This is a genomic window from Methylotenera sp. (assembly GCF_036401095.1).
Taxonomy (GTDB): Bacteria; Pseudomonadota; Gammaproteobacteria; order Burkholderiales; family Methylophilaceae; genus Methylotenera.
Genome location: NZ_DASWWA010000003.1, coordinates 432,249 through 455,307, shown reverse-complemented (window position 1 = coordinate 455,307; position 23,059 = coordinate 432,249). Strand labels below are relative to the sequence as shown.

Here is a 23,059-nt window from a genome sequence, read left to right as displayed (position 1 = left end):
TTAGCTAATTGTAATGAAATGTAATGTATTAATACATAAATAGTTCTACAATGAATACAGTAGTCAAGTAAAAAATAAAGTCGAATAAAGATAAGGTTAAGTAAACACAAGATTTAGATATAACGATACATAAGCTAATAACCAATTTTTTGGGAGGGTAGTTTCATGAGTCTTTTAAATTTATTCTGGTTGTTTTTTGTACCAACAAAAGGATGGCGACATCTCGTACAGCGAAAGTTGTCCATGCACAGGCTTTATTTGCTGCATGTAGTTCCAATGTCATTGATACCCCCGTTGTTCATTTACTGTGCAGCTGGGAAATACGCTGGGGATTTACTCCCGGTTTTATCTAATCAAAAATTATTACTAGTCGCTGTAATTCTGTTCGTTGTTGAGTTGGCATCGGTTCCGGTTATGGGCCTTATTATCCGTCAATTAGGGGAGGTTGCAGAAATTCACCCCACCTACCATCAGGCGTTTACACTTGCATCTGTAGCACCCACTCCTTTATGGCTAGCGCCTATCGTGCTTTTAGTCCCAGATATGACGTTTAACCTAGTTGTGCTCACTATGGCATTAATGGCCACGGTAGGATTCATCTATTACGGGGTTCCAGCGGTGTTTCACATAAAAGAGCGCGGCCATGCGATTTTGATGTTTGGCGCAGTATTAACCGCCGGTGTGATTGGCTGGGCGCTACTGATGATTGTTACGCTAGTGGTGCTAGGTAGCGTGCAGAACTTATAATTGCGGTAGTATAGGTTACACACCATCAAGAGGCTCTAGAGCCTCTTGATGCATTTCTAATCGCTAATAAATGAGTTAAAAAAGGGTAATAACTAGATGTTGTGGCGTAATAATAAAAACCTGAATCTTTATAAAATCTTACATCGCGCTACAGACTGCACCAACAGCCGAGATGGCGCAAAAATGGTGGTGTATTCTCCGGTTGAACGGCCAGAACAAGTGTTCGTTAGAGACGAAGCTGAGTTTATGGTGAAGTTTACACAAGTCGACTAAATCTCTTAACAGGTACTCAACCCACTCAGCTTGAGTACCGCGTGCCACACTAATTGTGTGGGATTTCACCACCCAGTGCATTGGTTAAATCAACCAGCATCTTTGCCAGTTCTCCTGTCATCAAAGTAAAGTCCAGCGCAAATATCTCATCAGCATCTTCCGCTAACGTTGTTGAATCCTCTTTAATAATATCCAGAAACTCCAAGCGTTTAATTTGCATTTGCTCGGTGAGTACAAAAGATATTCTGTCATTCCAAGTCATGCCTAAACGCGTTACTCGCTTACCTGCGGCTATGTGCTTCAGTATTTCATCGCCTTCTAGCGCATGGTTCGCATAACGAATAGTGGCTTTGCTTTCACCGGCGGCACGCAGTTCTAACTCACGGTCTATCGTGAAACCTGATGGTGCATTACCACTTGCCAGCCAATCAGTCATGGCGCTGACAGCAGATACATTAGTATGCAACTGTTTAAACGGCACACCTTCAATCGACTTATTAAAAAACTCTAATAGCTCTTCCGCTTTAGATGATGAGGCCGCATCAATCACTAAATACCCATTCACAGGGTCTAGCCATGCGTAAGTAGTGCGCTGCAGTGCAAAAGCCCTAGGCAGCAGTTCTTCGGTAACTGCCTCTTTGAGTTCTTTTTTCTCTTTTCTGCCAACTTTATAGCCTTGCTGTGCCTCAATCTCCGTCACACGTTCTTTTAAAAAGCGATTAATGATGGTGGCTGGCAAGAGCTTTTGCTCTACGCCTAACGCAAAAAGCAGTTGGTTATTTGCATGGTGTACCAGTTTGTCTCCGTAGCATGCAACCCAACCACGGCTTTGCTTATCAAGGCCACTGCATGGTAGCAGGGGCTTGAGTGATAGCTTTTCAAGCAACTGATCGTGAGTAATAGTGCTATCTGTTGCCAGACGATAGATAAAGGTATTTTTAAACCACATGAGAAGGGCGCTCAGAAAAAAGCGCCGATTATACTGAACTTAGGCTGTTATAGATGCCATCTGTATTTAAATAAAAATGGCCCTCACCAGATACCCATTAATTTTCTATCTAGTCAAACTCTCTTACCTCAAACGCTTCTCTTAATCTTGCATTGATGGCATCAATATCATCATCCAGTGACTGATTGGCCGCTGGCGCCTGCTTGCTAGCTGGGGCAGGGGTGTTTACTGGTGCGGCTGGCGCTCCAGTTGTAAACCACTTTGCAAAGGGTTCTGCGTTCACGCCCTGTGGTACGTACCAGTGTTTTGATTCCGCATTCCACTTGGCGCCAAGTGCTTTAGCTTGGTCTTTTTCATTAAATGGTACTTTAAGTGCGATATTTGTTGCTGTCATGCTTATCCTGATTTCTATTGCCAGTTGAACTGATTTGCCTATTGAACGTAGGCTAGGTTGATTTGAAAATTAGATATGATTGATGGTTGCTGTTTATGCACTCTCTTAATCTAGTCGAGATAATACCAATATCCAATGAGTTTATACAGGGTAAATACAGGCTCCTATTACACTGAGAATAGAACTTCGCCATCTGCTTGCAATAGGCTGCTTCTTGCTTTGCCAGCCTGCATCAGTATTTCTGCCAAGCGCTTAACCCCTGGCCCTGCAAAATCTGGTCTGGCGTATATTAGGTAAAGTGGTAAGGTGCGCACACCACCTTCACGCAGTGGCAGCGCTTTTAACTGGCCAGATTGCAATTGCTCTTTGATGTGCGCAGCCGGCAACCAGGCAAACCCAAACCCCATGGTTAAAGCCTCAATCGAGGTTGCAATATTACTTACCGTCCAACGTTGGTTGACGTCAATGGTAGCGGTGCTCTTGTCGCGCTTGGCACCTGAGTCGCGCACCACAACATGGCGGTGTGATTGTAGATCTCTGTAGGTTAACACGCGATTCAACTGATGCAGCGGATGGTCTCGTTGCGCAACTGCAGCCAGCTGAATTGTCATGATTTGGTCCCCTAAAAAACCTGACGGTATATTAGGAGAAATTGCCAAATCAGCTTCGCCTTTATATAGCGCATCTGAAGTGCCGCCTAATACCGACTCAATCAACTCCACTCGCGTATGCGGGCTTTCCAGCCCGAATTGATTGAGACAATCTAGCAACAATCGGGTAGGGAATAGAATTTCAGCCGCGATGTGAATAACTGGCTCCCAGCCGGCTGATAGTCGGTTAGCAGCAGCTTCCAGGTCGTTAGCTTCATTCACTAACGCCAGTGCACGCCGATACAGCATTTGCCCGGTTGGGGTTAGCACCGCTTTGCGGCCTTGAATCTCAAATGCTTTTAATGCCAATAAAGATTCAATCTTTTGCACCGCATAGGTAACGGCTGATTGGCTTTTATAAAGTTTCTCTGCGGCTTGCGCGTATCCACCAGTTTCCACTACGGTAATTAGGGAACGCCACTGTTCAAGAGAGATATTAGGCATGGTATCAATCTAATTTTTAGATAATTAATAGCGAAATATTATACTTTTTTATCTGATAAATAAAATGTTTAATAGCATCCTATCAACTTAACTACAAATAACTGCTATGCAAAAAGCTCGCTACACATTGACAGCTATCGCTATCCATTGGGGAATGGCACTATTATTAATCACGCTATTTGTCGTTGGTTTGTATATGCACGAGCTTAAGTTCTCACCATTCAAGCTGCAAGTTTACGCATGGCATAAATGGGCTGGCGTAACAGCATTTATCTTAGTGATGTTGCGCCTCGCATGGCGACTCAAGCATCGTCCGCCAGCATTGCCGTGGACCATGTCTAAAATGACTAAACTTGGTGCGCAAATTGGGCATGGCATGCTGTATTTTTTAATGATTGCCATTCCATTATCTGGATGGTTAATGAGCTCAGCCAAAGGTTTTCAAACCGTTTATTTTGGCGTACTGCCAATCCCTGATTTGTTATCTAAAGACAAGGCGCTAGGCGATCTATTAGAAACTACGCATATGGTTTTAAATTACAGCATGGCGGCTATCCTAGTTGGGCATATCGGTGCTGCAATCAAACACCATCTAGTAGATAAAGATGATGTGTTGCGTCGCATGCTGCCATGGCGTGCCCGTTAAGTTAAGTGAAAGGTCTGCAAAATGAATATTAAAGTATGGTCGAGTGTAATCGGTGGTTTGATGCTAGCTGCTGGAGCACAGGCTGCTGAGTACACCAGCATTCAAAGTGACAAAAGCTCACTGCATTTTGTGTATAAACAAATGGGCGTGCCTGTAGATGGCAGCTTTAAAAAGTTTAATACTCAGTTAGCATTTGACCCAGCCAAGCTCGCCAATGCAAAAGTAGATTTTGAGCTTAATTTAGCAAGTATCGACGCCGGCTCTGATGAAGCCAATGATGAAGTCGCTAGCAAAAGTTGGTTTAACACCAAGGTATACCCAAAGGCGACATTTGCATCTACTGCAGTCAAGCAATTGGCAGCCAACCGCTATGAAGTCAGCGGCAAGATGACGATTAAAGGCCACACGCAAACGATTACAGCACCATTCACATTTACCCCGCAGGGCAATTCTGCAAAGGTTGACGGTAGCTTTGTACTCAAACGCTCTGAATTTGCAATCGGCGAGGGTGTGTGGGCAGACTTTGGCACCGTTGCTAATGAAATACAAATTAACTTTCACTTTCTGGCCAATGCCAGCAAATAACTTTTTTAAATCACCACAATCAGGAGTAACACTATGAAACGTATCGCACTTTTAGCTATTGCAGCTGGCTTTTCAACCGCAGCATTGGCAGCACCAGAAACTTATGTGATTGATAACACACATACATTCCCACGCTTCTCATACAGCCATTTTGGATACTCAACACAATTGAGCCATTTTGACAAAACAACAGGGAAAATCACGATAGACCGTGCAACAAAAACTGGCTCTATGGATATCGCTATCGACACAACCTCTGTAAATACTGGTTACCCACTGTTTAATGAGCATATTCAAGGCGAAGATTTCTTAAATACTGAGAAATTCCCAGTTGCTAACTTCACTTCAAAAAAATTGAACTTCAATGGCGATAAGTTAGCCTCTGTAGATGGCACACTGACACTTAAAGGCGTAAGCAAGCCAGTAACGCTAACAGTCACATCATTTATGTGCATGCCACACCCAATGCTGAAAAAAGACGCTTGCGGTGCCAACGCAACAGCAACAGTAAAACGCTCTGATTTCAACATGAGCAAGTATGTGCCATACGTTGGCGATGAAGTTACTATTACCTTACCAGTTGAGGCTGTTAAACAATAAGTAAGGTTAGTGCCACTGTAGAGACTTGCCGTGGCACTGATTATTGGCAGTGCCGCTTGTACAGGCGCGTTAGTGCCTAAAAGGAAGTTCTGATGAAAACACGCTCATTGCAGCAATCGATTACGCCTATCCCCACCACGGATGGCGCAGGGGTGAGGTTGAGCCGCAGCATCGGCAAGACGCAAGCTTTTCGCCTTGACCCATTCCTGATGCTGGATGAGTTTTCATCAAGCAATCCTGATGACTATATTGCCGGCTTTCCAGACCATCCGCACCGTGGGTTTGAAACAGTCACCTATATGCTTGATGGCAACATGCTGCATCGTGACCACCTTGGCAACCAAGGTGAGCTAAAAGGCGGTGGTGCACAGTGGATGACAGCAGGGCGCGGCATTATTCATTCGGAGATTCCGCAACAAGAAAGCGGCCGTATGCGCGGCTTTCAGCTATGGCTAAACCTGCCAGCCAAAGAAAAAATGAAACCAGCGGCGTACAGAGATATACGTCCGGAAGAAATCCCTGAAATGGATTTATCAAATGACGGAAAAATCAGAGTGGTTGCCGGTAACGCCGAGATAGAAGGTCAGGTATTATCTGGCCCGATTCAAGGCGGCACAACAGCGCCACTGTTTTGGGATATCCGCTTGCCTGCCGGAGCGAGATTCGCACATGCGGTACCACTAGGACACACCGCCTTTATCTATGCGTACGAGGGCAGAGTGAACGTAGAGGACGGCACAGCTCAAGGCCGACTCATGCCCCAAGTGGCTGGAGCACTTTCTGATGGGGATTACGTAGCAATTAGCACACTTGATCAGCCTGCCGCCTTTTTACTGGTTGCAGCAAAACCATTACATGAGCCGGTTGTGCAATACGGTCCGTTTGTTATGAACACGCAAGATGAAATTGCACAAGCCATTGTCGATTACCAAACAGGTCAGCTCACGAGCCCTGCGCCGCGGCCATGATCCACTTATGCCATCAGTAACATCAGTCAACAACGAACGTAGCGTATTACTGACGCTCGCCGGAATCCAGTTTAGCCATATTCTGGACTTCATGATCATGATGCCTTTAGGCCCCATGTTGATGCAAGAATTTAGCATCAATACGCACGAATTTGGCTTATTAGTCGCCGCTTACAGCTTTAGCTCAGCATTCTCTGGGCTACTAGGCGCAGCGTTTATTGATCGATTTGAGCGCAAACAGTTGCTGATTGTAATGTCGATTTGCTTTGGCATCGCTACAATGGCCTGCGGATTGGCAACGAGCTACGCGGCCTTGCTCGTGTTCCGCGGATTATCTGGGGTATTTGGTGGCATCATGGGAGCCATGGTACAAACCATGGTGGCCGATATCATACCGTTTATGCGCCGTGGTAAAGCGAATGGAATAATTTCAACCGCATTCTCCATCTCTACGGTAGCAGGCGTTCCGCTTTCACTCTGGATTGCCACGCATTACGTTTGGCGTGCACCATTTTTCTTGATTGCAGTTGTGACAGCTGTGTTTTTATTCACAGCCAACCGACTCCTACCAACCATAGACCAGCATTTAAGCATCAAGCGCAGCCACCCATTTGCGCCTATGCTTGCCGTGTTGCGTGATACAAACCATATCAAGGCACTCATTTTTTCTGCGCTGATTATTTTCTCCAGCTTTACCGTGATTCCTTATTTGACAGTTTATGCCGTCAATAACGTAGATATCTCGCAGCATGATATTCCACTAGTCTATCTGGCCGGCGGAGCCGCCACCCTTATTACAGCACGCTTGATTGGCCGATGGGCCGACCACGCGGGGAAAGTTCTGGTGTATAGATTGGTAGGATTGGCAGCAACTTTCCCCATCCTATTAATTACACAATCAGGGCCAGTGTCTTTGTGGGTTTGGCTGCTATATACCACGGCTTTTTTCGTTTTAGTCTCTGGTCGTATGATTCCAGGGATGACGGTGGTTATTTCAGCCGCACAGCCAAAACTGCGTGGCACCTTTATGTCACTTAACTCTACGGTACAGTCGTTAGCAATGGGCTTATCTACCACGCTGGGCGGCTTTATTGTCACGCAGAACGCAAGCGGCGTATTTACCGGATATGAATATGCAGGCTATATTGCGGTTTTGTTGAATGTATTAGCGATTATATTTGTATCGAAAATTGTCATGCATGACCGTGCAGCAGTTGCAGCAACCACATACAGCGAGTCATAATCCAGACTGCATAAAGATAGGCAGCCGTACTAGCTTGACTCGCCATCTGTAGGTTTATGAACGGCAAACCCTGATTCAATCCACGCATCAATGCCACCGGCAAGTGGCCTCACATTGAAGTAACCATGATTCATAAACGCTTTAGCCACTTTGGCTGCGGTAACTTCATTGGGGCATGCACAATACAATACGATATCTTCGCTGATATCTATCTCAGGCAGAATGTCCGCAACTTGTTCCGTAGAGACGAATCTAGCGCTCGGAATCCATCCATCTTCTATTAACTTTGGCGGTCTAGTATCAATAATCACCGGCTGCTTGCCGCTCACCAGCATCTCATTCAATGCCCCTACGCTAATACGCGCCATCCTTAACGCCTTAAGAAAACGATAGCGCTCCCACCATTTGTTAGCAATAAATAAAACAAACGCTAACGCAATGACTAAAGCACCCCATTTACCCATTTCCACCAGCGTTAGCAGGAGCTGGTCAATAGAGGCGCTAAACATTGAACCTAGCAAGATAGCTGAGCCTACCCACACCGCAGCACCTATGCCATCAAGCACGATAAACGTGAATGATTTAGTACCTAGCGCGCCAGCAAGCGCACTAGAAATAGAAGCAAAACCAGGAACAAATTTACAGAACAGCAGGGCAGACGGCCCAATTTTTAGATACATAGATTCCGTTTGCTTCACGCATGAATCTGGAGACAGGGAGATTTTACAAAGTTTACTCATCACTTTTTTGCCATAACGACGGCCAGCAAAATACCAGAACATATCTGCCAGCAATGCACCGACAACAGCCACCAGCATCAGGCTCGCCAGTGAAGTTTGGTGATTAACACTGATAGCACTTGCCACCAGTATCGTAGGGTAAGCAGGTAAAGGCAGGCCAATCTGCTCTAGAAATACATTAATGAATACGATCAGCAAACCATACTGATGCAATAAGTTAAGCAGTAAATCCATGTGTTTGGTTTCTTGTTAGTCGCTAAATGTGGAGGATGGTCAGATGCCATCAATTATTGCATCACTAATTAGTGCTGGCAAAAGTTAGTTGAATGTTAATTGCTATTAGGAGATGTTTTAAGCCAACGTTGCCTGCTATATTTTTGGCAATAAGCAACTTAAGAACAAAGGTGCGGTTATTTATTTTTAAGAGACACCCACAGCATAGAACATGTGCGCTGTGGGGTTTTTAAGCATGGGCTTAACTAATACAACCTACTTTTTGTAGGTAGGTTAATTAGTTAACTTTATCTTTAAGTGTTTTACCAGCTTTAAATACAGGCGCATTGCGTGCAGCAATTTGAATGGTTGCACCAGTAGAAGGGTTACGGCCAGAACGAGCTGCTTTTTTTGTTACTTGGAATGTACCAAAGCCAACAAGTGCTACGTTGTCTCCAGCTTTTAATGCTTCACCAACCGTATTGATGATGGCATCTAATACGCGATTTGTGTCAGCTTGCGTTACGCCAGCTTCAGCCGCTACTTTTGCGACCAATTCAGATTTGTTCATATAAATTCCTATAATATGGTTAATATCGCTCCAAAGCCAGGTTTTATAAGGCTTGCAGAGAATTTACATCCTAGCACACATTCTTAAGCCATCAATCATAGTTATCTGCATAAATGCACAATTCTAGCCATCTAGGCATAAAAAACCTGCTAAAAAGCCTAGAGCATGTGCCCAAAGTACTGGTAGCTAGACTTTAATATCGTCAATTTAGAGGGAGTGGAGCAGTTACACTGAGCTATTAATCAGTGCAATTGCAGCGCTTTTGGCTCTACTGGCAGCACCTGAGCCGGGGTTTAATCTTTCAACCAACGCAGCACCTTCAAAGATGATAGTTAATTGCTGACCAAGTGCAACAGCATCACGCGCGCCCGCAGTTTGGGCGATTTTAGATAGGTAGTCTTGCAGCTCTGCCGCCAGCACCGCTGAGTATTGGTTGATTGGATGCTCAGGGCTAGGGAACTCAACAGAAGCAATATGGAAAGGTAAGCCATGAAACTCAGGGGTTGTAATCCAGGTTTCAACCAGTTCGCAAAGCGACACTAGAATATCGATGGAATTAGCCTTTTTAGAAACAAGACGCGAGTTTAGCCACTCGTAAAATTTATCTGATTTACTTCTGAGATAAGCCATTACCAAGTGATTTTTACTTGGAAAATGCTTATACAGTGTAGCTTTTGCTACCCCAGATTCGGCAATGATCGTATCAACACCTGAAGCCTGTATGCCTCTACTATCAAACAGCATAGTGGCTACGGTTAATATTTTTTCATTGGTTTTCATATCGTTCCTTTATCAAAACTCATTAAAAGTTTTGTTATTACAATTCATTAACTTACAACGCTGTTGTCAGTGGGCGCATTAACTCTTGCGGATATAAACAGCTGACATATCCAAATGCCTGCCTAAGGTTTTCCACATTATTTACATCGATTGTTCCCTGGTTAACAAAGGCTAAAAATGCCTGCCTCTGACGCTCTGGCAGCATGGCAGCTTGTGGCAGCTGGCAAGTACCACTTTTCATTTTGTTGTAAGCTAGCTGCAGCATGCTAATCGTCACCGGGTCTGCTGTGCTGGTCGATGCCTCAATAAACACGCCTTGCGATTCCACAGGGCTAACTTTGCCTTGCTTATGGGTCATTTGCATAGCACTCATGCCTACCATCAACGCAGTTACCAATACACCGACCAGTAGCAGTTGACGGTCATTTTTTGGCTTTAAGTGCGTTTCAATAGTTTTATTAAGCAGCTTCCAGGCATCGTTGGAGTGCGTCTGCGATTCAATTTGTATAGCACCAATCGTCAAAAAGAACAGCTGGTCAGTAAATACAGTGTGATTTTTAATCGTCGACTTACTAATTGCATCTTCAATTAATTTCCTCACCGCATTGATTTCATCCAGAGATAAGCTCGCCTTGCCCGCATTATTGGCACGTTTTGAAACGCGTTCATAGTTCCACGCACTTAATGTTTTAGGCAACCGAACAATGGCAGCATTAGCACCACGCATATTCTGAACCCGGCTTTTAATCGCCGAGTAAGAGAGTAGTCCACGGAAGCTCCAAGCGTCCGGGTTACTCGTATATAAATTACGCAATTGGCTCAAAATTAAAGCACCTCAAAAAAATGTCTTGCGTTTTTTAGAAATCTTAAAGTAGACTATAAAAAAGTGAACAGACCTGTCTTTATATTAACTCAACGTATCACTAAATGCAATACCGAGCTCCACCTAAAACATTATTTTACATAGGATTATTATGCAGATTACAAATTTTGACACAAATTTAGCAGATTGGCGCGCTCATGCATTAAAACTAGAGAGCGAGGTAAAAAAGGTAATTGTTGGGCAAGATAAAGCCATTCATTTGATGAATATAGCCATTTTTGCGCGTGGTCACGTTTTGCTAGAGGGCGGTGTAGGTGTTGGCAAAACCACGCTGCTACAATCTATCGCCAGATGTATTGGCGGTGATTACGAGCGTATAGAAGGCACTGTAGACTTAATGCCTAACGATCTGATTTACCACACTTACCTTGGTGAAGACGGTAAACCAAAAATTGATGAAGGCCCGCTGTTAAAAGCCGGTGAAAACTTATCTGTCTTCTTCTTTAACGAAATAAACCGCGCCAGACCACAGGTGCATGCCTTGATGCTGCGCGTCATGGCAGAGCGACACATCACTGCATTCAAACAAGAATACCGTTTGCCACATATGGTGGTATTTGCAGATAGAAACCAAGTTGAGAAAAACGAAACGTTTGAAATTCCATCTGCAGCCAGAGACCGCTTTATGATGGAAATCCCCATCAACATTCCTGATGACAGAGAGTTACGTAAAGCATTAATGTTCGATGTGAAGTTCCAGCATGCTGAGAGCCTAACCAAACAAGTAGAACCTAATGTACTCAAGTTTGACCAGCTCAATGCCTTCTCTGATGTACTGCAAAGCCATATCAAATCTAGCAATGTATTAGAAGAATACGCGCTGGATTTATGGGAATCTACACAGAACCCAGAAAAGTTTGGCATCAAACTTGATAGCGTGGACGTGAACAGATTAATCCACACTGGTGCAAGCCCACGCGGCATGGGAATGCTGCTGAAAGCTGCGCGTGTTAACGCATGGTTAATGAACAGGGATAGCCTGTACCCTGAAGATATCCATGCGGTGTTTCATGAGTTAATTGCTCATCGCCTGGTGTTCAACACCATGTATGAAAACCGTAGAACGGTGCTTGCGCGTGAATTAACCTCACAAATATTGGCAACGGTTGCCGTGCCATCTCAGGCAAAAGCTGCATGATTCCCGCATACGCAAAACCATTCCACTACCAGATTCCGTGGAAGTCCAACAGCATTCATTATGGCGGACATAGGGGTACGCAACGTGGCTTAGGGTTTGAGTTCAAGGGTAATGTACCGTTAGTAGATTACCCTGACCCTAGGCGCATGGACATGCGCCAAACCCTGAGGGATCCTTACGAACAAGTGCAGGTAAGGGTGTTCAATCAGGACAATACCACCCCTATATTTGCCATCTGTGACGTTTCAAGCTCTATGCAATTTAAAGGCACGGTGCGCAAGCTGGATGTCGCCAAAGAAATTGCTGCCTCAATTGCTTACTCAGCACATGAAGCAGGGGATTTATTTAGCTTGATTTGCTACAACCAAATGGTGATAGAGGATATTTCACACAACCTCAACCATAACGTGCAGCAATCGTTTGAAACCATAGAGCAATTATCAAACATCAGCACCATGCGAGTTGGATGCGAAGGTATTTTGGAAGTGCCGCAATACTTAAGCCAGCATAAAGGATTGGTATTCTGGATTTCTGATTTTCATATGCCATTAGAAATGGTGGAGCAAACGCTTAGCGCCATGTCTATACACCATATCGTGCCGATAGTGCTGTGGGACGCACGCGAATACCAAAAGCTACCAAAATTTGGATTTGGCAACATGATAGACCCGGAAACCGGTTTACAAAAAACCATATTCTTCCGCGAGTCGATTAGAGATCAATTTATCGCTGCATTTGAAATGCGCAAACAGGCGCTTGAAACCTTATTTTCAAGGTTTGACTATCAGGCGATTTACTTAAGTGACAAGTTTGAACCGGACTTATTGTCACGATATTTTGAACAATTATCGAGTTAGAAAATTAAGTCATTATGAAAACATTCATCATTAAATTCCTCTTGTTACTCGGTGTTGTGTCCTACGCATCTTATATACCTATCGCATCCGCTCAGAACCCGAATGTTAAGTTTCTTAACATTCAAAATCCACAATTCAACAGTGGCGTGCAGATAGGTGATGTACTGCAACGCCACATAGAGTTGGAAATCAATCAACCTTATACGTTAGCCAAAACTGACTTGCCGGCAAAAGGTAGAAGCGCTGATGGCATTGAATTAAAAGACATCACACTGGTAGCCACTAAAGCTGGCGATAAAAACAGGTACTCCATCAACCTTACCTACCAAGTTTTCGCCGCAGCTAGCAAGCCAGCACGCATGCAATTTCCAAAAGAAACTTTGAAATTTAACGCAAACGCCAACCATTTGGCGGCTGAAATTCCAGCTTGGCCGTTCTGGTACGCGGCCTTAGTGCCAGAAAATGTAGAAAATGCAAAAAAACTGATGTATCCACAACATCAACCTGAAGTTTTAAATATCAGCTCACACCAAACCAGGCTAGGTGCGTTTTTAGCGATGCTGGCATTGGGCCTGTTAGGTCTTTTCTATATCAATGCAGATGGTCACTGGCTGCCATTAATGAATGGTGCATTTGCTCAAGCCCATCGCCGCATCAGAAAAGCGCCTAAGTCATTAGATGGTTTAAAAGAGGCTTCTATTTACATTCATCAAGCATTCAACAAAAAGCACGGTACCAATCTCTTTGCTGATGATATAGGGTCATTTATCCACAAAAACCCTAATTTTTCTAAATTAAAAGATGAGATTTACGCCTTTTTTGAGCAATCAAACTCACTATTATTTGCAAACAGCGCTATGTATTCAGAGCAGCACTTTGGCAATTTACTTAAATTAAGTAAACGCTTAAGGGATTGTGAGAGAGGCGCATAGATGACTTTACTACAACCATGGGCCTTGCTGTTGCTACCGTTGGCAGCTATTCCATTTATTTTAAAAAGTCACCAAGGTCAATTTTACTCATGGATTGAGATTGTTCCTGCAGACAAATACTCTGAGATTGCCAATCTCATTCTTAAATCAATGGTTTCATTATTGATAATCTGCATTGTATTGGCGTTATCGTCGCCACAAGGAGAGAGTAAACAGGAACAAAAAATAGGCAAGGGTGCACAAACCGTGCTAGTGATTGATAGAAGCGTGAGCATGGACCACCCCTTTGCTGGTCAGGCATCAGGTGGCAGAGCCGCTGAAATAAAATCCATGGCGGCTAGGCGCTTAATTACTGAGTTTATTGACTCACGTCCTGACGACATGATGGGCGTTGTTGGCTTCACAAATTCCGCGTTATACGGCATGAAAATCACGGCTAATCGTGATGCGATACATGGCGCAATTAAAGCAGCAACAGGGCCGGCTTTGAACCAAACCAATATTGGTGCAGGTATTACACAAGGCGTCACTTTATTCGACAACATCCAAAGTTCAGGTTCACGTGCGGTGATTTTGCTTTCAGATGGCGCAGGTAAATTAAGCCCTAGGGTTAAATACAAAATTTCCCAGCAATTGATAGGCAAGAAAATAAACCTGTATTGGATTGTGCTGCGTGAACCAGATGACATCAGCATTTTTAATGATGCAAACTACAGCGACGAGCAAGCACCAGATGCTATCAATCTTGATCGTTTTTTTAAGTCTCTTAAAATTAAATATAAAGCATTCGAGGCAGACAACCCAACAACGCTAGAGTCTGCACTGCGTGAAATTAATGCAAAAGAAAAAAACATCATCCAGTACAGCGTTATTATTCCAGGCCATGATTATGCTAACAACCTGATTGCAATAGCCATGGTACTGAGCCTTTTAATTTTATTGATTAAAAACCTTAGGATACATTAATGGCAAAAAACATTAAAAATCGTAATCTAGCACTCGCTATATTAGTGCTGATAGGTCTAACCGGGGCAAGCTATGAGGCCTATCAGTGCCATATTATCTCTGGCATAAATAAGAAAATTACTGCAGGGAAGGTCATTACTGATGATAGTTACCCTTACTTGCAAAAATATACCGCAGCTTATGACCAGGGTAATAAATCTGATTATAAACATGCGATACAGACTTATAGCCAGTTATTAGATCAATCGCCGTCTTTAGCTAATCAGGCCAAGATTCATTTTAATATTGGTAACAATCTGTTCATTTTTGGGCTAATCCGCCGCATTAATGAAGATGGCACCTTTCAAGATGAAGCAAGGCACGCTTACATGCAAGCAAAGATAGCCTATGAGCAGTCGCTACGAATTGAGCCAACCGATGTAGCATCCAAGTTTAATTTAAGCCTACTCAATTCAGTCATGGCAAAAAACATGCATTCAGCACCCAAGGAACAATCAACGATGGAATTGAGTAACTTACCGATAGGTCTGCCATGAATAAATCTATTTTGAATAAATCAGTTTTATTGATTAAAAGCCACTACGAAACGTTGCTCTACGTATTAGCCATCGTGTTTATGGCGTTGGCGCTATTCATGCCAACCATCCAATTAAAACAGAAGGTGCATAATTACCTACTGGTGGCAGATGTGTCGCAAAGCATGAATGCTGAAGATGAGAAAATTAATAATCAAGCGGCAAGCCGGTTGGAATATACGCGCTATTTGATGAAAAATATCGTTAAAACATCACCCTGCGGCACTTACTTTAGTATTGGTATCTTTGCATCTGACAATGTTGCATTGCTACTAAACCCGTTGGAAGTATGTAAAAACCTAGACGTCATTACCGATTCAATTGATCATCTTGAATGGCGAATGGCGTGGAAAGGCAATAGTCGATTAAGCTTTGGTGTACGCGCTGCAGCCAATGTATTTGATTCGCTCAACGTACCTGCGCAAATGCTGTTTTTTACAGACGGTGACGAAGCGCCTAGAGTCAATGTAACAATTCAACAAGATTTAAGTGGAATACAAATAGGTAAAAACCTAGCGTTTATTGGCGTAGGTTCAACCACAAAAGTGGGTGTTCCAAGGTTTAACTCAAATAACAAAAGAGTAGGGTATTGGCCAATCAGTGAAAATAACAACTCGGGCGCAGTCAGTGTTACATATTCTGACCCTAGTCAAGATGAGCCTGACCCACCAGTTGCATTTGCCGAGTACGATAGATTTTTATCTCAATTAGAAGACGAATATCTAAAAAAACTATCTGGTGATATCAATGCCAGCTATGTAAAAGGTGCAGACACCCCAGAATTTTATGAGTTTATTCAGGGGCAAAAACCAGCAGCAAGTTTTGTTAGTGATTATAAAATACGGTGGCTTTTCCTATGCCTAGGCTTGCTAACGCTACTTGCTACTTATATCCCTAATTTAATTTCACTTAACTATATTGCCAATAGGTTCAAGCACTAGAGCTTACAACAATTAAAATTATGGCTAAGTAAGCAAATTAACTGTCCTTTATCTTCATATTATGGTGATTCCTTCTGCTGTTTGGAATCACCAATTTAAATTCTCAACATTTCTCAAAATTAGTATTAAAAACTGTATATTTTAGTTGCAATAAGACAGACCTGTCTGTATTATTAATTTGCAGTTTAATATTAATTTAGGAGAATAAAATGGAAGTATTACTAATAGGGGCCGTAGCTTGTATCACTGCATTAATCACATCCGCATGGCTGATGACGTTTGCAAAATGGTTTCCAATTAAAAGAGTGGATGCATTTGTAGTGGACTACAAAACACTCATAAGAGCGCACGTTGATTATGCATTAATGGCGCTATTTGGCTTAGGCTTCTATGGTGCAGGAGTAGAACTTCCTGTAATTGCTTGTTGGTGCATCGCTATTGGTGGTTTTACCAACCCTACAATCTTTACAATTGCCGCATTTGATACTAACTTTTGGGATAAAACCAAGTGGAAGATTTTTAGCGCAGTTAGCTTTTTAATTACTTCTGTTGGTTTTATGTGGATTGCGTATAGTCTACTTAAATATGCAATGGACAAGCTCTAATAGATATAACACTAAGAACATTTAAAAAGATAAACTTAATATCAGATTAATCACTAAGCCTTAGGAGAATCTCATATGTTAGAAAATAACTTTTTGTGCAGAAATAGTATTCTAGGGCTTTATAAAAAAATCACGCCAATAGTCTCCCAAAAGATTTCCTGGGTTTTAGACGCATATATTTCAATATACGAATATTAGTAGTCTTAATGATGGACAGCATTAAATCGCTAATGCTGTCCATCATTTATTAAGTTAAAGCTGTCCGACTTTATATTAGAAGGTATAGGGCATAAGTACGTTTACCCAGTTTTTATCACATCTCAATCAGCCGTCGAGGCTCATCCAATCGAGATCAAAGCTAGGCATACTAATCAAATAAGCTAACTGAAATCCTCGCCTGCGACTACAGAAACTCAACATACAAATAAAAGTCGCTCTCCAAAGAGCAAAGTTAGTTTCAATACAGAGTAGGGTAGAGCCTCTAAGCCAAAATTATCTGTTTACTATGCAACACAACGCTTCTTGCATCTGCGATTTTAAATCTAAGCAAACCTTATTTTAAAACCGCCCACTATTACGCTTTCAATTTGTAACTTACGCACTTATACATCCATAACTTGATGTTGTAGTTGCCAAATCTAATAATGTAATATACATTACATTATTAGTGTATTTATATAACCCAAGTTACATTATTTGCAATTAACTGTTTTAAAAGGAGTTTCTATGTCATCCGCAGGTCGCCCAAGAACTTTTGATAGAGATGTTGCGCTAAATAAAGCGATGTTGATTTTCTGGGAAAAAGGCTACGAAGGCACAACAATGACGGACATAATTAGCGCAATTGGCACTAAAGCACCGAGCGTATATGCTGCATTTGGAAATAAAGACAAACTCTTTAATGAGGTAGTAAATCTGTATGCAGAGACCCTGAAAGCTGGCCCACTAAAAGCCTTAAACGACCATCCATCTATTTACGACGCAATCAGAAGCTCGCTATATAGCAACGTTGATATATTCACGAGCCAAAACAATCCATGCAGCTGTCTAATAATGACTGCAGCCATCAATTGCTCCCCAGAGCATATAGAGCACATGAATAGACTGAAAAACCTCAGGTCAGGCTATAAGCGCGTATTAGAAGAAAGATTTAAACAAGCTGTATCAGATGGTCAGTTAATCAGCACAGCCAACCCACAAACATTGGCCGAGTTCTATATGACTTTTGTACATGGGCTAGCATTACGTGCAAAAGATGGGGTTAGCAAATCAGAGTTGCAAACATCTACGGACTACGCATTAGTCACGGTTAAATTGATGCTGAAATAAACGCAGTAACAGCAGGCAATCGTTCTGACCTTAAAGTTAGCTATTGTTAACAATCAAGGTAGCGATAATAAAAACATAGCTAAACCACATTAATGCACAAAGCTCTTTGTTTCTTATTGTTAACATCTTAGCAATACACTGCCATTTCAAAAAATCTCATGAATTAGAGCGCCAATCAATTATTAGCTGCATGTGTTTCACTTCATTTTTATGCTGATTTTCTGCAATGATGATTGTTAATTACGCAATACTTTATGCCTGTAAATTTTCTTCCAAACTATACCTTCTACTACTAAATATAAATTTAATTTACAAATTATGATGATTGTCATATATGATGACCATCATGAAACAAGTTGCAAACAAACAAAAAGCTTCAAATCGTAAAGAAATTACGCATACGCGCATTGTAGAAACTGCTGCCAGAGCAATTCGTAGAAGCGGTTATGATGGAACTGGTGTAGCTGACATCATGAAAGAAGCTGGTCTCACGCATGGCGGCTTTTACGCACATTTTGCATCTCGTGATGCAATGCTGGCGGAAGCCGCTGATCGAGCAGGGGAGGAGACAATAGCTATTGCCAAAAGAATATTCGCTGAAATACCCGGTGAGCAGGCATTACAAGCCTTAATGCAGATTTATTTATCAAATGAGCATATAGATAACATTGAGTCAGGTTGCTCTTTAGCTGCCTTAGGTTCTGAAATGCCGCGCCAAGCGCCAGAGGTAAGGAAAGCCTCAACTTGCCGTATCAAAGAAATGATAGCGCTTATTAAAAGTAGGCTATCAGGCCAACAAACCAATTCAGATGAAAAGGCGCTAGTAATGATGTCCACTATGGTAGGAACATTATTATTAGCCCGCGCGGTAGATGATACTGAGCTTAGTAAAGCTTTACGCCAAGCGACTTTAAAACACTTTGATGCCAAAGTATGATTAATTTCCCATTAAGCACTTTGGCTTTTTTTTGACATTAAATATGATGATTATCATATTTTTAAAATGCTTTATTTAATTTGAATGTAAAAAAGGAGATATATATGAAAAGCAAGATCGCAATTGTGACAGGTGCTTCAACAGGAATCGGTGAAGCTACTGCAGAGTTACTCGCAAATTCTGGCTACAAGGTTTACGGAACTAGCCGTAAGGTAGCTCAAACCTCTAAACGCTCATACAAGATGATTGCGTTGGATGTAAATAGTGAAGAATCTATTGAGGCTGCATTAAAAGAAGTTGTGCAAATTGAGGGCAGAATTGATCTATTGGTTAATAACGCAGGCTTTGGTATAGCTCCAGCTGGAGCTGAAGAAAGCTCAATTGAACAAACCAAAATGATTTTCGATACCAATTTTTTTGGCATAGTCCGCATGACAGGTGCTGTTGTGCCATACATGAGGAAACAAGGCGAAGGCCGCATTATTAATATCGGTTCTATTCTTGGCCTGATACCGGCTCCATACATGGCAAGCTATGCTGCTACCAAACATGCAGTAGAAGGCTATTCAGAATCACTAGACCATGAGTTGCGAACTCGAGGAATCCGTATTTCAGTGATTGAACCAGGCTATACCAATACGCATTTTGAAGCTAATACCCTAGAAGCAGATGCTAAATTGGATGAATACTCAATTGCACGGAAAGCGCTCGCTAAATTGATGAAGATAGCTGTGGCTGGTGGTGACAATCCAAAAGTAGTTGCTAATGTTGTTTTGAAAGCTGCTAATGCTAAATATCCTAAGCTACGTTACGCTGCTGGAAAACTATCCTGTCGCTTGAGTTTTCTTAGAAGGTTTGCACCTGCTGCATTAGTTGATATGGGAATTCGAAAAGAGTTAAAGCTTGATTCACTGGAACAAATAGCTAGCCAACCATAGGAAACCATCATGAAGCTATTATCATTCTATCGTCTTTCAGTGCTGACCTCCTTCTTATTCGTAGCGTTAGCCTTCATCTTAATGTTTGCACCAGCGTTGATGCTAGAAGGCTGGGGAGTTGAATTAACAAACGAAGTAGGGTTACTGGGAAGACGAATAGCTGCACTGTATATCGGTCTAGCTGTAATGTTTTTCATGGTAAAAAGGGCTGATCACTCGAAAACCCGCACAGCACTCATCGCAGGGACTATAACAGGATGCATGCTGCTGGCAATTCTCGGTGTTTATGAGTTTTCTACAGGACATGCAGCTAGCGGTATTTTGGGAGCCGTTTTTATTGAATTGGCACTTGTGCTGGCTTTTCTGTATGTCGGCATACACAAGAAGTAAGCACACCATTAACAAGAAACCGGGAATGAAATGATGAAAGCATTTATCTTGAAACGATATGGAAAGACCAATCAGTTCGAGTTTGCAGACATTAATAAGCCTGTAATCAAGGCTAATGAAATTCTAGTCCAAGTCCACGCTGTCGGTCTTAATCCGATCGACTACATGATTGCTAAAGGTGCATTCAAGCCCATCATTAAGCTTCAACTACCAGCGACAATCGGTAGTGATCTGTCAGGCATCGTAGTAGAGGTGGGAAATCTCGTTAAACGCTTCAAACCGGGCGATGCAGTTTTCGCCAGTATCTTTGACCAAGGCACGGGAGCGCTTGCTGAGTTTGCTGTTGTTGCGGAGAGTGCAGCTGCGTTAAAACCTGTAAATCTTGACTTCGCAGAAGCAGCCTCAATTCCCATGGTAGGTCTCACGTCGTGGCAGGCACTTAAAGAGCGTGCATATCTTAAGCCTGGCCAGAAAGTATTCATACCTGCTGGATCTGGAGGTATAGGTACGTTCGCAATCCAACTCGCAAAATACATGGGTGCAACGGTTGGAACCACCACCAGTTCAGCTAACGTAAGCCTAGTTGAACGCCTAGGAGCCGATGAGGTGATTGATTACAAGAGGCAGGAGTTCGAGAATGTGTTGCAGGGCTATGATGTAGTGCTGGGTACCATCAGGGGTGATGGAATCGAGAAATCTCTTCGGATTTTGAAACCCAAGAGCCGAGTTGTGTCACTTATTGGGCCACCAGACGCTGCTTTCGCTCGAGCCAGAGGCATGAACTTTGTCATGAGGTTAGTGTTTGGTTTAATTAGCAGCAAGATCATACAGCAGGCCAAAAAGCTGGACATAGAGTATTCATTCCTGTTCGTACATCCCGATGGTCAACAACTCGCAGAGATTGGTAAACTCCTTGATGCAGGGAAAATAATTCCGGTGATAGACAAGGTCTTTCCATTCGACCAAACCAAAGAAGCACTTATCTACCTTGAAGAAGGCCGCGCTAAGGGCAAAGTAGTTGTAACGATTCACAATAGCGCGGCACTATAAAGGTTGCTGCATTGCCAATTCAAACTGTTTTAATTATTTCGTATAATGTATATTATGTTAAATAACATTTTTACACGTTATTAAAATAAAGTGCCTATATACTAATCTTCTACTAACTCTATTCTATAAGTGCTGAGATATTAAGTCTGCAAAGACATGCATCACTGAGATGTCGCGCTCATTGAGTGTTTGATCCGGCGTATAACTAAAGCAACAGAAGGTGCCATAAATTTTACCGTCACTTAGCTTAATAGGCACACTCATATGCGCACGAACCGGAACCAACGCGGTAACTTCCATACTCATAGCTTCTGGCAGTTCGAAAGCATCATTAATGATTTCAGGTAAGCGTCCATCTATCACTCTTTGGCAGTAGCTGTCCTCTAATGATCCACTACCGCCCACGGCAATTGGCGGATTCATATCCTTGGAGTCAACAAACATAAACTCACGAAGACCATCATGAAAGTGAGAAATAAATGCTACGTCCATATCAAGATGACGCCTTAAGGCCGATAAGGTATTTTGCAAAAAATTACCCCCAGCTTTTTGCTGAACACTCAATAGGTTTTGGGTAATCGAGATGCTTGCTGCAGCTCTAGGGCGAGATTTTTCTTCAATTGAGGCTTCTATATCCTCAAATCTCAATATTTTGAAATTATTACGGCCTGAATGTTTTGCCATATACATGGCTTTATCGGCGAGTGCCACCAGCTTATCTGCATCAATCAAACGGCCATCATAGATGGCAATACCAATACTTGAGGTAATTTTAAGGTTAGCTCCACCTAACCAATTGCCCTGATTTAGCTCCTGAATAATATTAGAGGCTACTTTACTTGCGTCATCTTCAGTATCAACGCCCTCAATAATTACGGCAAACTCATCACCGCCTAAACGAGAGACAATATCAGCTTCACGCAATTTAGCTTTAAGCCTGCTTGCAAACTCTTTTAAAAGCGAATCCCCTGCTTCGTGCCCTAAAGAATCATTGATAGATTTAAAATGATCGATGTCCAGATACATCAACGCTAGACTTTTACCAGTACGCCTACTCCTTGCCATTGCTTCCGGCAAGTTGGTATTAAAATACGAACGATTTCTCACCCCAGTGAGCGGGTCGTTAGATGCCAAAAAGCGAAGCTTTTGCTCTTCAACTTTGCGGCTTGAAATATCCTGTATAAATGCATAAAACTCATGAGCATCTGCATTCAAAATATAAGTAATCGCCATTTCAATCGGGAACTCTTCCCCGTTTTTTCTTCTAGCCTCTAGTTGAATACGGCGATTTAGCATCTCAGTGTGACCACTTTGCAGAAAACGCTGCATTCCTTGCTGATGCGCTTCCCTTAATCTCTGCGGAATAATGATTTCAGCCATATTTTGGCCTATAGCTTCATCATGGCTCCAACCAAATATATTGGCGGCTTGTTGATTCCATTCAGTGACAAGTCCATTGTGATCAACCCCAACAAAAGCATCTAAACTGTTAAAAAGAATGTTTCTGAGGCGCTGGTCTTGATTTTGATCGTTCATGGTGAATTGGTAGACTTTATAAACGGAGAGTAAAGTATCAAAATTTTTATGTAGTGTCTATTAATCAAAGAATTAACAGCCCATATAAATTAACTAGATGTGAAACCAATAAGACACATACTAAAGAACTAGTTCATTTAGCTAAGTGCTTATTTATTGAGTTTAACAAAGGAATGAAC

General features: G+C 42.4%; 27 protein-coding genes. 19 read left to right on the top strand and 8 right to left on the bottom strand.

What is annotated here, in order from left to right:
- Positions 1 to 165 precede the first annotated feature (165 nt).
- Together VGD82_RS03905 and VGD82_RS03900 are read left to right on the top strand one after the other, a co-directional pair.
- On the top strand, positions 166 to 747 hold the full coding sequence (locus VGD82_RS03905; RefSeq protein WP_331019146.1) for a Yip1 family protein: 582 nt from the start codon (positions 166 to 168) through the stop codon (positions 745 to 747).
- A gap of 96 nt (positions 748 to 843) precedes the next feature.
- A complete protein-coding gene (locus tag VGD82_RS03900) occupies positions 844 to 1,020 on the top strand; it encodes a hypothetical protein (RefSeq protein WP_331019145.1) in 177 nt (58 codons plus the stop codon).
- A gap of 49 nt (positions 1,021 to 1,069) precedes the next feature.
- Here VGD82_RS03900 and VGD82_RS03895 read toward each other — a convergent pair whose 3' ends face one another.
- The 3 genes from VGD82_RS03895 to VGD82_RS03885 all read right to left on the bottom strand — a co-directional run bounded on the left by VGD82_RS03895 (position 1,070) and on the right by VGD82_RS03885 (position 3,457).
- Complete coding sequence (locus VGD82_RS03895; RefSeq protein ID WP_331019144.1) at positions 1,070 to 1,969, bottom strand: recombination-associated protein RdgC; 900 nt, start codon at positions 1,967 to 1,969, stop codon at positions 1,070 to 1,072.
- Between the two features lie 109 nt (positions 1,970 to 2,078).
- Positions 2,079 to 2,363, bottom strand: a complete 285-nt coding sequence (locus VGD82_RS03890; RefSeq protein WP_331019143.1) for a DUF5710 domain-containing protein — start codon at positions 2,361 to 2,363, stop codon at positions 2,079 to 2,081.
- A 167-nt stretch (positions 2,364 to 2,530) separates the two neighbouring features.
- Entirely contained in the window at positions 2,531 to 3,457 is a 927-nt protein-coding gene (locus VGD82_RS03885; RefSeq protein WP_331019142.1) for a LysR family transcriptional regulator, read from the bottom strand.
- Between the two features lie 106 nt (positions 3,458 to 3,563).
- On the opposite strand from VGD82_RS03885, the gene VGD82_RS03880 reads away from it, so the two are divergent.
- The 5 genes from VGD82_RS03880 to VGD82_RS03860 all read left to right on the top strand — a co-directional run bounded on the left by VGD82_RS03880 (position 3,564) and on the right by VGD82_RS03860 (position 7,499).
- Entirely contained in the window at positions 3,564 to 4,103 is a 540-nt protein-coding gene (locus VGD82_RS03880; protein WP_331019141.1) for a cytochrome b, read from the top strand.
- A 21-nt stretch (positions 4,104 to 4,124) separates the two neighbouring features.
- Positions 4,125 to 4,688, top strand: coding sequence for a YceI family protein (locus VGD82_RS03875; RefSeq protein ID WP_331019140.1), 564 nt, complete (start codon positions 4,125 to 4,127; stop codon positions 4,686 to 4,688).
- Between the two features lie 33 nt (positions 4,689 to 4,721).
- Positions 4,722 to 5,288: a YceI family protein gene (locus VGD82_RS03870; RefSeq protein WP_331019139.1), complete on the top strand. Its 567-nt coding sequence runs from the start codon at positions 4,722 to 4,724 to the stop codon at positions 5,286 to 5,288.
- Between the two features lie 92 nt (positions 5,289 to 5,380).
- Entirely contained in the window at positions 5,381 to 6,256 is an 876-nt protein-coding gene (locus VGD82_RS03865) for a pirin family protein (protein WP_331019138.1), read from the top strand.
- Positions 6,189 to 7,499: an MFS transporter gene (locus tag VGD82_RS03860; RefSeq protein ID WP_331019137.1), complete on the top strand. Its 1,311-nt coding sequence runs from the start codon at positions 6,189 to 6,191 to the stop codon at positions 7,497 to 7,499. The genes VGD82_RS03865 and VGD82_RS03860 overlap by 68 nt, the downstream gene beginning before the upstream one ends.
- Before the next feature lie 29 nt (positions 7,500 to 7,528).
- On the opposite strand, the gene VGD82_RS03855 is transcribed toward VGD82_RS03860, so the two are convergent.
- The 4 genes from VGD82_RS03855 to VGD82_RS03840 all read right to left on the bottom strand — a co-directional run bounded on the left by VGD82_RS03855 (position 7,529) and on the right by VGD82_RS03840 (position 10,626).
- Entirely contained in the window at positions 7,529 to 8,473 is a 945-nt protein-coding gene (locus VGD82_RS03855; protein WP_331019136.1) for a DedA family protein/thiosulfate sulfurtransferase GlpE, read from the bottom strand.
- A gap of 277 nt (positions 8,474 to 8,750) precedes the next feature.
- Positions 8,751 to 9,023: an HU family DNA-binding protein gene (locus tag VGD82_RS03850; RefSeq protein WP_015832053.1), complete on the bottom strand. Its 273-nt coding sequence runs from the start codon at positions 9,021 to 9,023 to the stop codon at positions 8,751 to 8,753.
- A gap of 225 nt (positions 9,024 to 9,248) precedes the next feature.
- On the bottom strand, positions 9,249 to 9,803 hold the full coding sequence (locus VGD82_RS03845) for a TetR/AcrR family transcriptional regulator (RefSeq protein ID WP_331019135.1): 555 nt from the start codon (positions 9,801 to 9,803) through the stop codon (positions 9,249 to 9,251).
- Between the two features lie 52 nt (positions 9,804 to 9,855).
- Positions 9,856 to 10,626: a hypothetical protein gene (locus VGD82_RS03840; protein ID WP_331019134.1), complete on the bottom strand. Its 771-nt coding sequence runs from the start codon at positions 10,624 to 10,626 to the stop codon at positions 9,856 to 9,858.
- 151 nt (positions 10,627 to 10,777) lie between these two features.
- Between VGD82_RS03840 and VGD82_RS03835 the strand changes: the two genes are divergently transcribed.
- The 12 genes from VGD82_RS03835 to VGD82_RS03780 all read left to right on the top strand — a co-directional run bounded on the left by VGD82_RS03835 (position 10,778) and on the right by VGD82_RS03780 (position 21,344).
- Positions 10,778 to 11,824 (top strand): MoxR family ATPase, encoded by a 1,047-nt coding sequence (locus VGD82_RS03835; protein WP_331019133.1) that lies wholly within the window; start codon positions 10,778 to 10,780, stop codon positions 11,822 to 11,824.
- Positions 11,821 to 12,681, top strand: a complete 861-nt coding sequence (locus tag VGD82_RS03830; protein ID WP_331019132.1) for a DUF58 domain-containing protein — start codon at positions 11,821 to 11,823, stop codon at positions 12,679 to 12,681. Before VGD82_RS03835 ends, VGD82_RS03830 begins: the two co-directional genes overlap by 4 nt.
- 14 nt (positions 12,682 to 12,695) lie before the next feature.
- The gene (locus tag VGD82_RS03825; RefSeq protein WP_331019131.1) at positions 12,696 to 13,613 is read left to right on the top strand and encodes a nonribosomal peptide synthetase MxaA; all 918 of its coding nucleotides are present in this window, start codon (positions 12,696 to 12,698) and stop codon (positions 13,611 to 13,613) included.
- Complete coding sequence (locus VGD82_RS03820) at positions 13,614 to 14,579, top strand: vWA domain-containing protein (protein ID WP_331019130.1); 966 nt, start codon at positions 13,614 to 13,616, stop codon at positions 14,577 to 14,579.
- Positions 14,579 to 15,115: a hypothetical protein gene (locus VGD82_RS03815; protein WP_331019129.1), complete on the top strand. Its 537-nt coding sequence runs from the start codon at positions 14,579 to 14,581 to the stop codon at positions 15,113 to 15,115. Before VGD82_RS03820 ends, VGD82_RS03815 begins: the two co-directional genes overlap by 1 nt.
- On the top strand, positions 15,112 to 16,095 hold the full coding sequence (locus tag VGD82_RS03810; protein ID WP_331019128.1) for a VWA domain-containing protein: 984 nt from the start codon (positions 15,112 to 15,114) through the stop codon (positions 16,093 to 16,095). Before VGD82_RS03815 ends, VGD82_RS03810 begins: the two co-directional genes overlap by 4 nt.
- A 209-nt stretch (positions 16,096 to 16,304) precedes the next feature.
- A complete protein-coding gene (locus tag VGD82_RS03805; protein ID WP_331019127.1) occupies positions 16,305 to 16,700 on the top strand; it encodes a hypothetical protein in 396 nt (131 codons plus the stop codon).
- A gap of 726 nt (positions 16,701 to 17,426) precedes the next feature.
- The gene (locus VGD82_RS03800) at positions 17,427 to 18,029 is read left to right on the top strand and encodes a TetR/AcrR family transcriptional regulator (protein ID WP_331019126.1); all 603 of its coding nucleotides are present in this window, start codon (positions 17,427 to 17,429) and stop codon (positions 18,027 to 18,029) included.
- 346 nt (positions 18,030 to 18,375) lie between these two features.
- Complete coding sequence (locus VGD82_RS03795) at positions 18,376 to 18,966, top strand: TetR/AcrR family transcriptional regulator (RefSeq protein WP_331019125.1); 591 nt, start codon at positions 18,376 to 18,378, stop codon at positions 18,964 to 18,966.
- A 104-nt stretch (positions 18,967 to 19,070) separates the two neighbouring features.
- On the top strand, positions 19,071 to 19,904 hold the full coding sequence (locus VGD82_RS03790; protein ID WP_331019124.1) for an oxidoreductase: 834 nt from the start codon (positions 19,071 to 19,073) through the stop codon (positions 19,902 to 19,904).
- Positions 19,905 to 19,913: 9 nt separating this feature from the next.
- Entirely contained in the window at positions 19,914 to 20,294 is a 381-nt protein-coding gene (locus VGD82_RS03785) for a hypothetical protein (protein ID WP_331019123.1), read from the top strand.
- Between the two features lie 30 nt (positions 20,295 to 20,324).
- Complete coding sequence (locus VGD82_RS03780) at positions 20,325 to 21,344, top strand: NADP-dependent oxidoreductase (protein WP_331019122.1); 1,020 nt, start codon at positions 20,325 to 20,327, stop codon at positions 21,342 to 21,344.
- A 123-nt stretch (positions 21,345 to 21,467) separates the two neighbouring features.
- Here the strand turns inward: VGD82_RS03780 and VGD82_RS03775 are convergent, their stop codons facing one another.
- A complete protein-coding gene (locus VGD82_RS03775; RefSeq protein WP_331019121.1) occupies positions 21,468 to 22,880 on the bottom strand; it encodes a sensor domain-containing protein in 1,413 nt (470 codons plus the stop codon).
- Between the last annotated feature and the right edge of the window lie 179 nt (positions 22,881 to 23,059).

Excerpts from the sequence above, each read along its gene's own strand:
- VGD82_RS03820 (WP_331019130.1), top strand. The coding sequence starts at position 13,614 with ATGACTTTACTACAACCATGGGCCTTGCTGTTGCTACCGTTGGCAGCT.
- VGD82_RS03835 (WP_331019133.1), top strand. The coding sequence starts at position 10,778 with ATGCAGATTACAAATTTTGACACAAATTTAGCAGATTGGCGCGCTCAT.
- VGD82_RS03890 (WP_331019143.1), bottom strand. The coding sequence starts at position 2,363 with ATGACAGCAACAAATATCGCACTTAAAGTACCATTTAATGAAAAAGAC.
- VGD82_RS03885 (WP_331019142.1), bottom strand. The coding sequence starts at position 3,457 with ATGCCTAATATCTCTCTTGAACAGTGGCGTTCCCTAATTACCGTAGTG.
- VGD82_RS03825 (WP_331019131.1), top strand. The coding sequence starts at position 12,696 with ATGAAAACATTCATCATTAAATTCCTCTTGTTACTCGGTGTTGTGTCC.
- VGD82_RS03800 (WP_331019126.1), top strand. The coding sequence starts at position 17,427 with ATGTCATCCGCAGGTCGCCCAAGAACTTTTGATAGAGATGTTGCGCTA.
- VGD82_RS03875 (WP_331019140.1), top strand. The coding sequence starts at position 4,125 with ATGAATATTAAAGTATGGTCGAGTGTAATCGGTGGTTTGATGCTAGCT.
- VGD82_RS03855 (WP_331019136.1), bottom strand. The coding sequence starts at position 8,473 with ATGGATTTACTGCTTAACTTATTGCATCAGTATGGTTTGCTGATCGTA.
- VGD82_RS03845 (WP_331019135.1), bottom strand. The coding sequence starts at position 9,803 with ATGAAAACCAATGAAAAAATATTAACCGTAGCCACTATGCTGTTTGAT.
- VGD82_RS03850 (WP_015832053.1), bottom strand. The coding sequence starts at position 9,023 with ATGAACAAATCTGAATTGGTCGCAAAAGTAGCGGCTGAAGCTGGCGTA.
- VGD82_RS03860 (WP_331019137.1), top strand. The coding sequence starts at position 6,189 with ATGAAATTGCACAAGCCATTGTCGATTACCAAACAGGTCAGCTCACGA.
- VGD82_RS03810 (WP_331019128.1), top strand. The coding sequence starts at position 15,112 with ATGAATAAATCTATTTTGAATAAATCAGTTTTATTGATTAAAAGCCAC.
- VGD82_RS03780 (WP_331019122.1), top strand. The coding sequence starts at position 20,325 with ATGATGAAAGCATTTATCTTGAAACGATATGGAAAGACCAATCAGTTC.
- VGD82_RS03830 (WP_331019132.1), top strand. The coding sequence starts at position 11,821 with ATGATTCCCGCATACGCAAAACCATTCCACTACCAGATTCCGTGGAAG.
- VGD82_RS03775 (WP_331019121.1), bottom strand. The coding sequence starts at position 22,880 with ATGAACGATCAAAATCAAGACCAGCGCCTCAGAAACATTCTTTTTAAC.
- VGD82_RS03880 (WP_331019141.1), top strand. The coding sequence starts at position 3,564 with ATGCAAAAAGCTCGCTACACATTGACAGCTATCGCTATCCATTGGGGA.
- VGD82_RS03805 (WP_331019127.1), top strand. The coding sequence starts at position 16,305 with ATGGAAGTATTACTAATAGGGGCCGTAGCTTGTATCACTGCATTAATC.
- VGD82_RS03790 (WP_331019124.1), top strand. The coding sequence starts at position 19,071 with ATGAAAAGCAAGATCGCAATTGTGACAGGTGCTTCAACAGGAATCGGT.
- VGD82_RS03785 (WP_331019123.1), top strand. The coding sequence starts at position 19,914 with ATGAAGCTATTATCATTCTATCGTCTTTCAGTGCTGACCTCCTTCTTA.
- VGD82_RS03865 (WP_331019138.1), top strand. The coding sequence starts at position 5,381 with ATGAAAACACGCTCATTGCAGCAATCGATTACGCCTATCCCCACCACG.
- VGD82_RS03870 (WP_331019139.1), top strand. The coding sequence starts at position 4,722 with ATGAAACGTATCGCACTTTTAGCTATTGCAGCTGGCTTTTCAACCGCA.
- VGD82_RS03895 (WP_331019144.1), bottom strand. The coding sequence starts at position 1,969 with ATGTGGTTTAAAAATACCTTTATCTATCGTCTGGCAACAGATAGCACT.
- VGD82_RS03900 (WP_331019145.1), top strand. The coding sequence starts at position 844 with ATGTTGTGGCGTAATAATAAAAACCTGAATCTTTATAAAATCTTACAT.
- VGD82_RS03815 (WP_331019129.1), top strand. The coding sequence starts at position 14,579 with ATGGCAAAAAACATTAAAAATCGTAATCTAGCACTCGCTATATTAGTG.
- VGD82_RS03905 (WP_331019146.1), top strand. The coding sequence starts at position 166 with ATGAGTCTTTTAAATTTATTCTGGTTGTTTTTTGTACCAACAAAAGGA.
- VGD82_RS03795 (WP_331019125.1), top strand. The coding sequence starts at position 18,376 with ATGAAACAAGTTGCAAACAAACAAAAAGCTTCAAATCGTAAAGAAATT.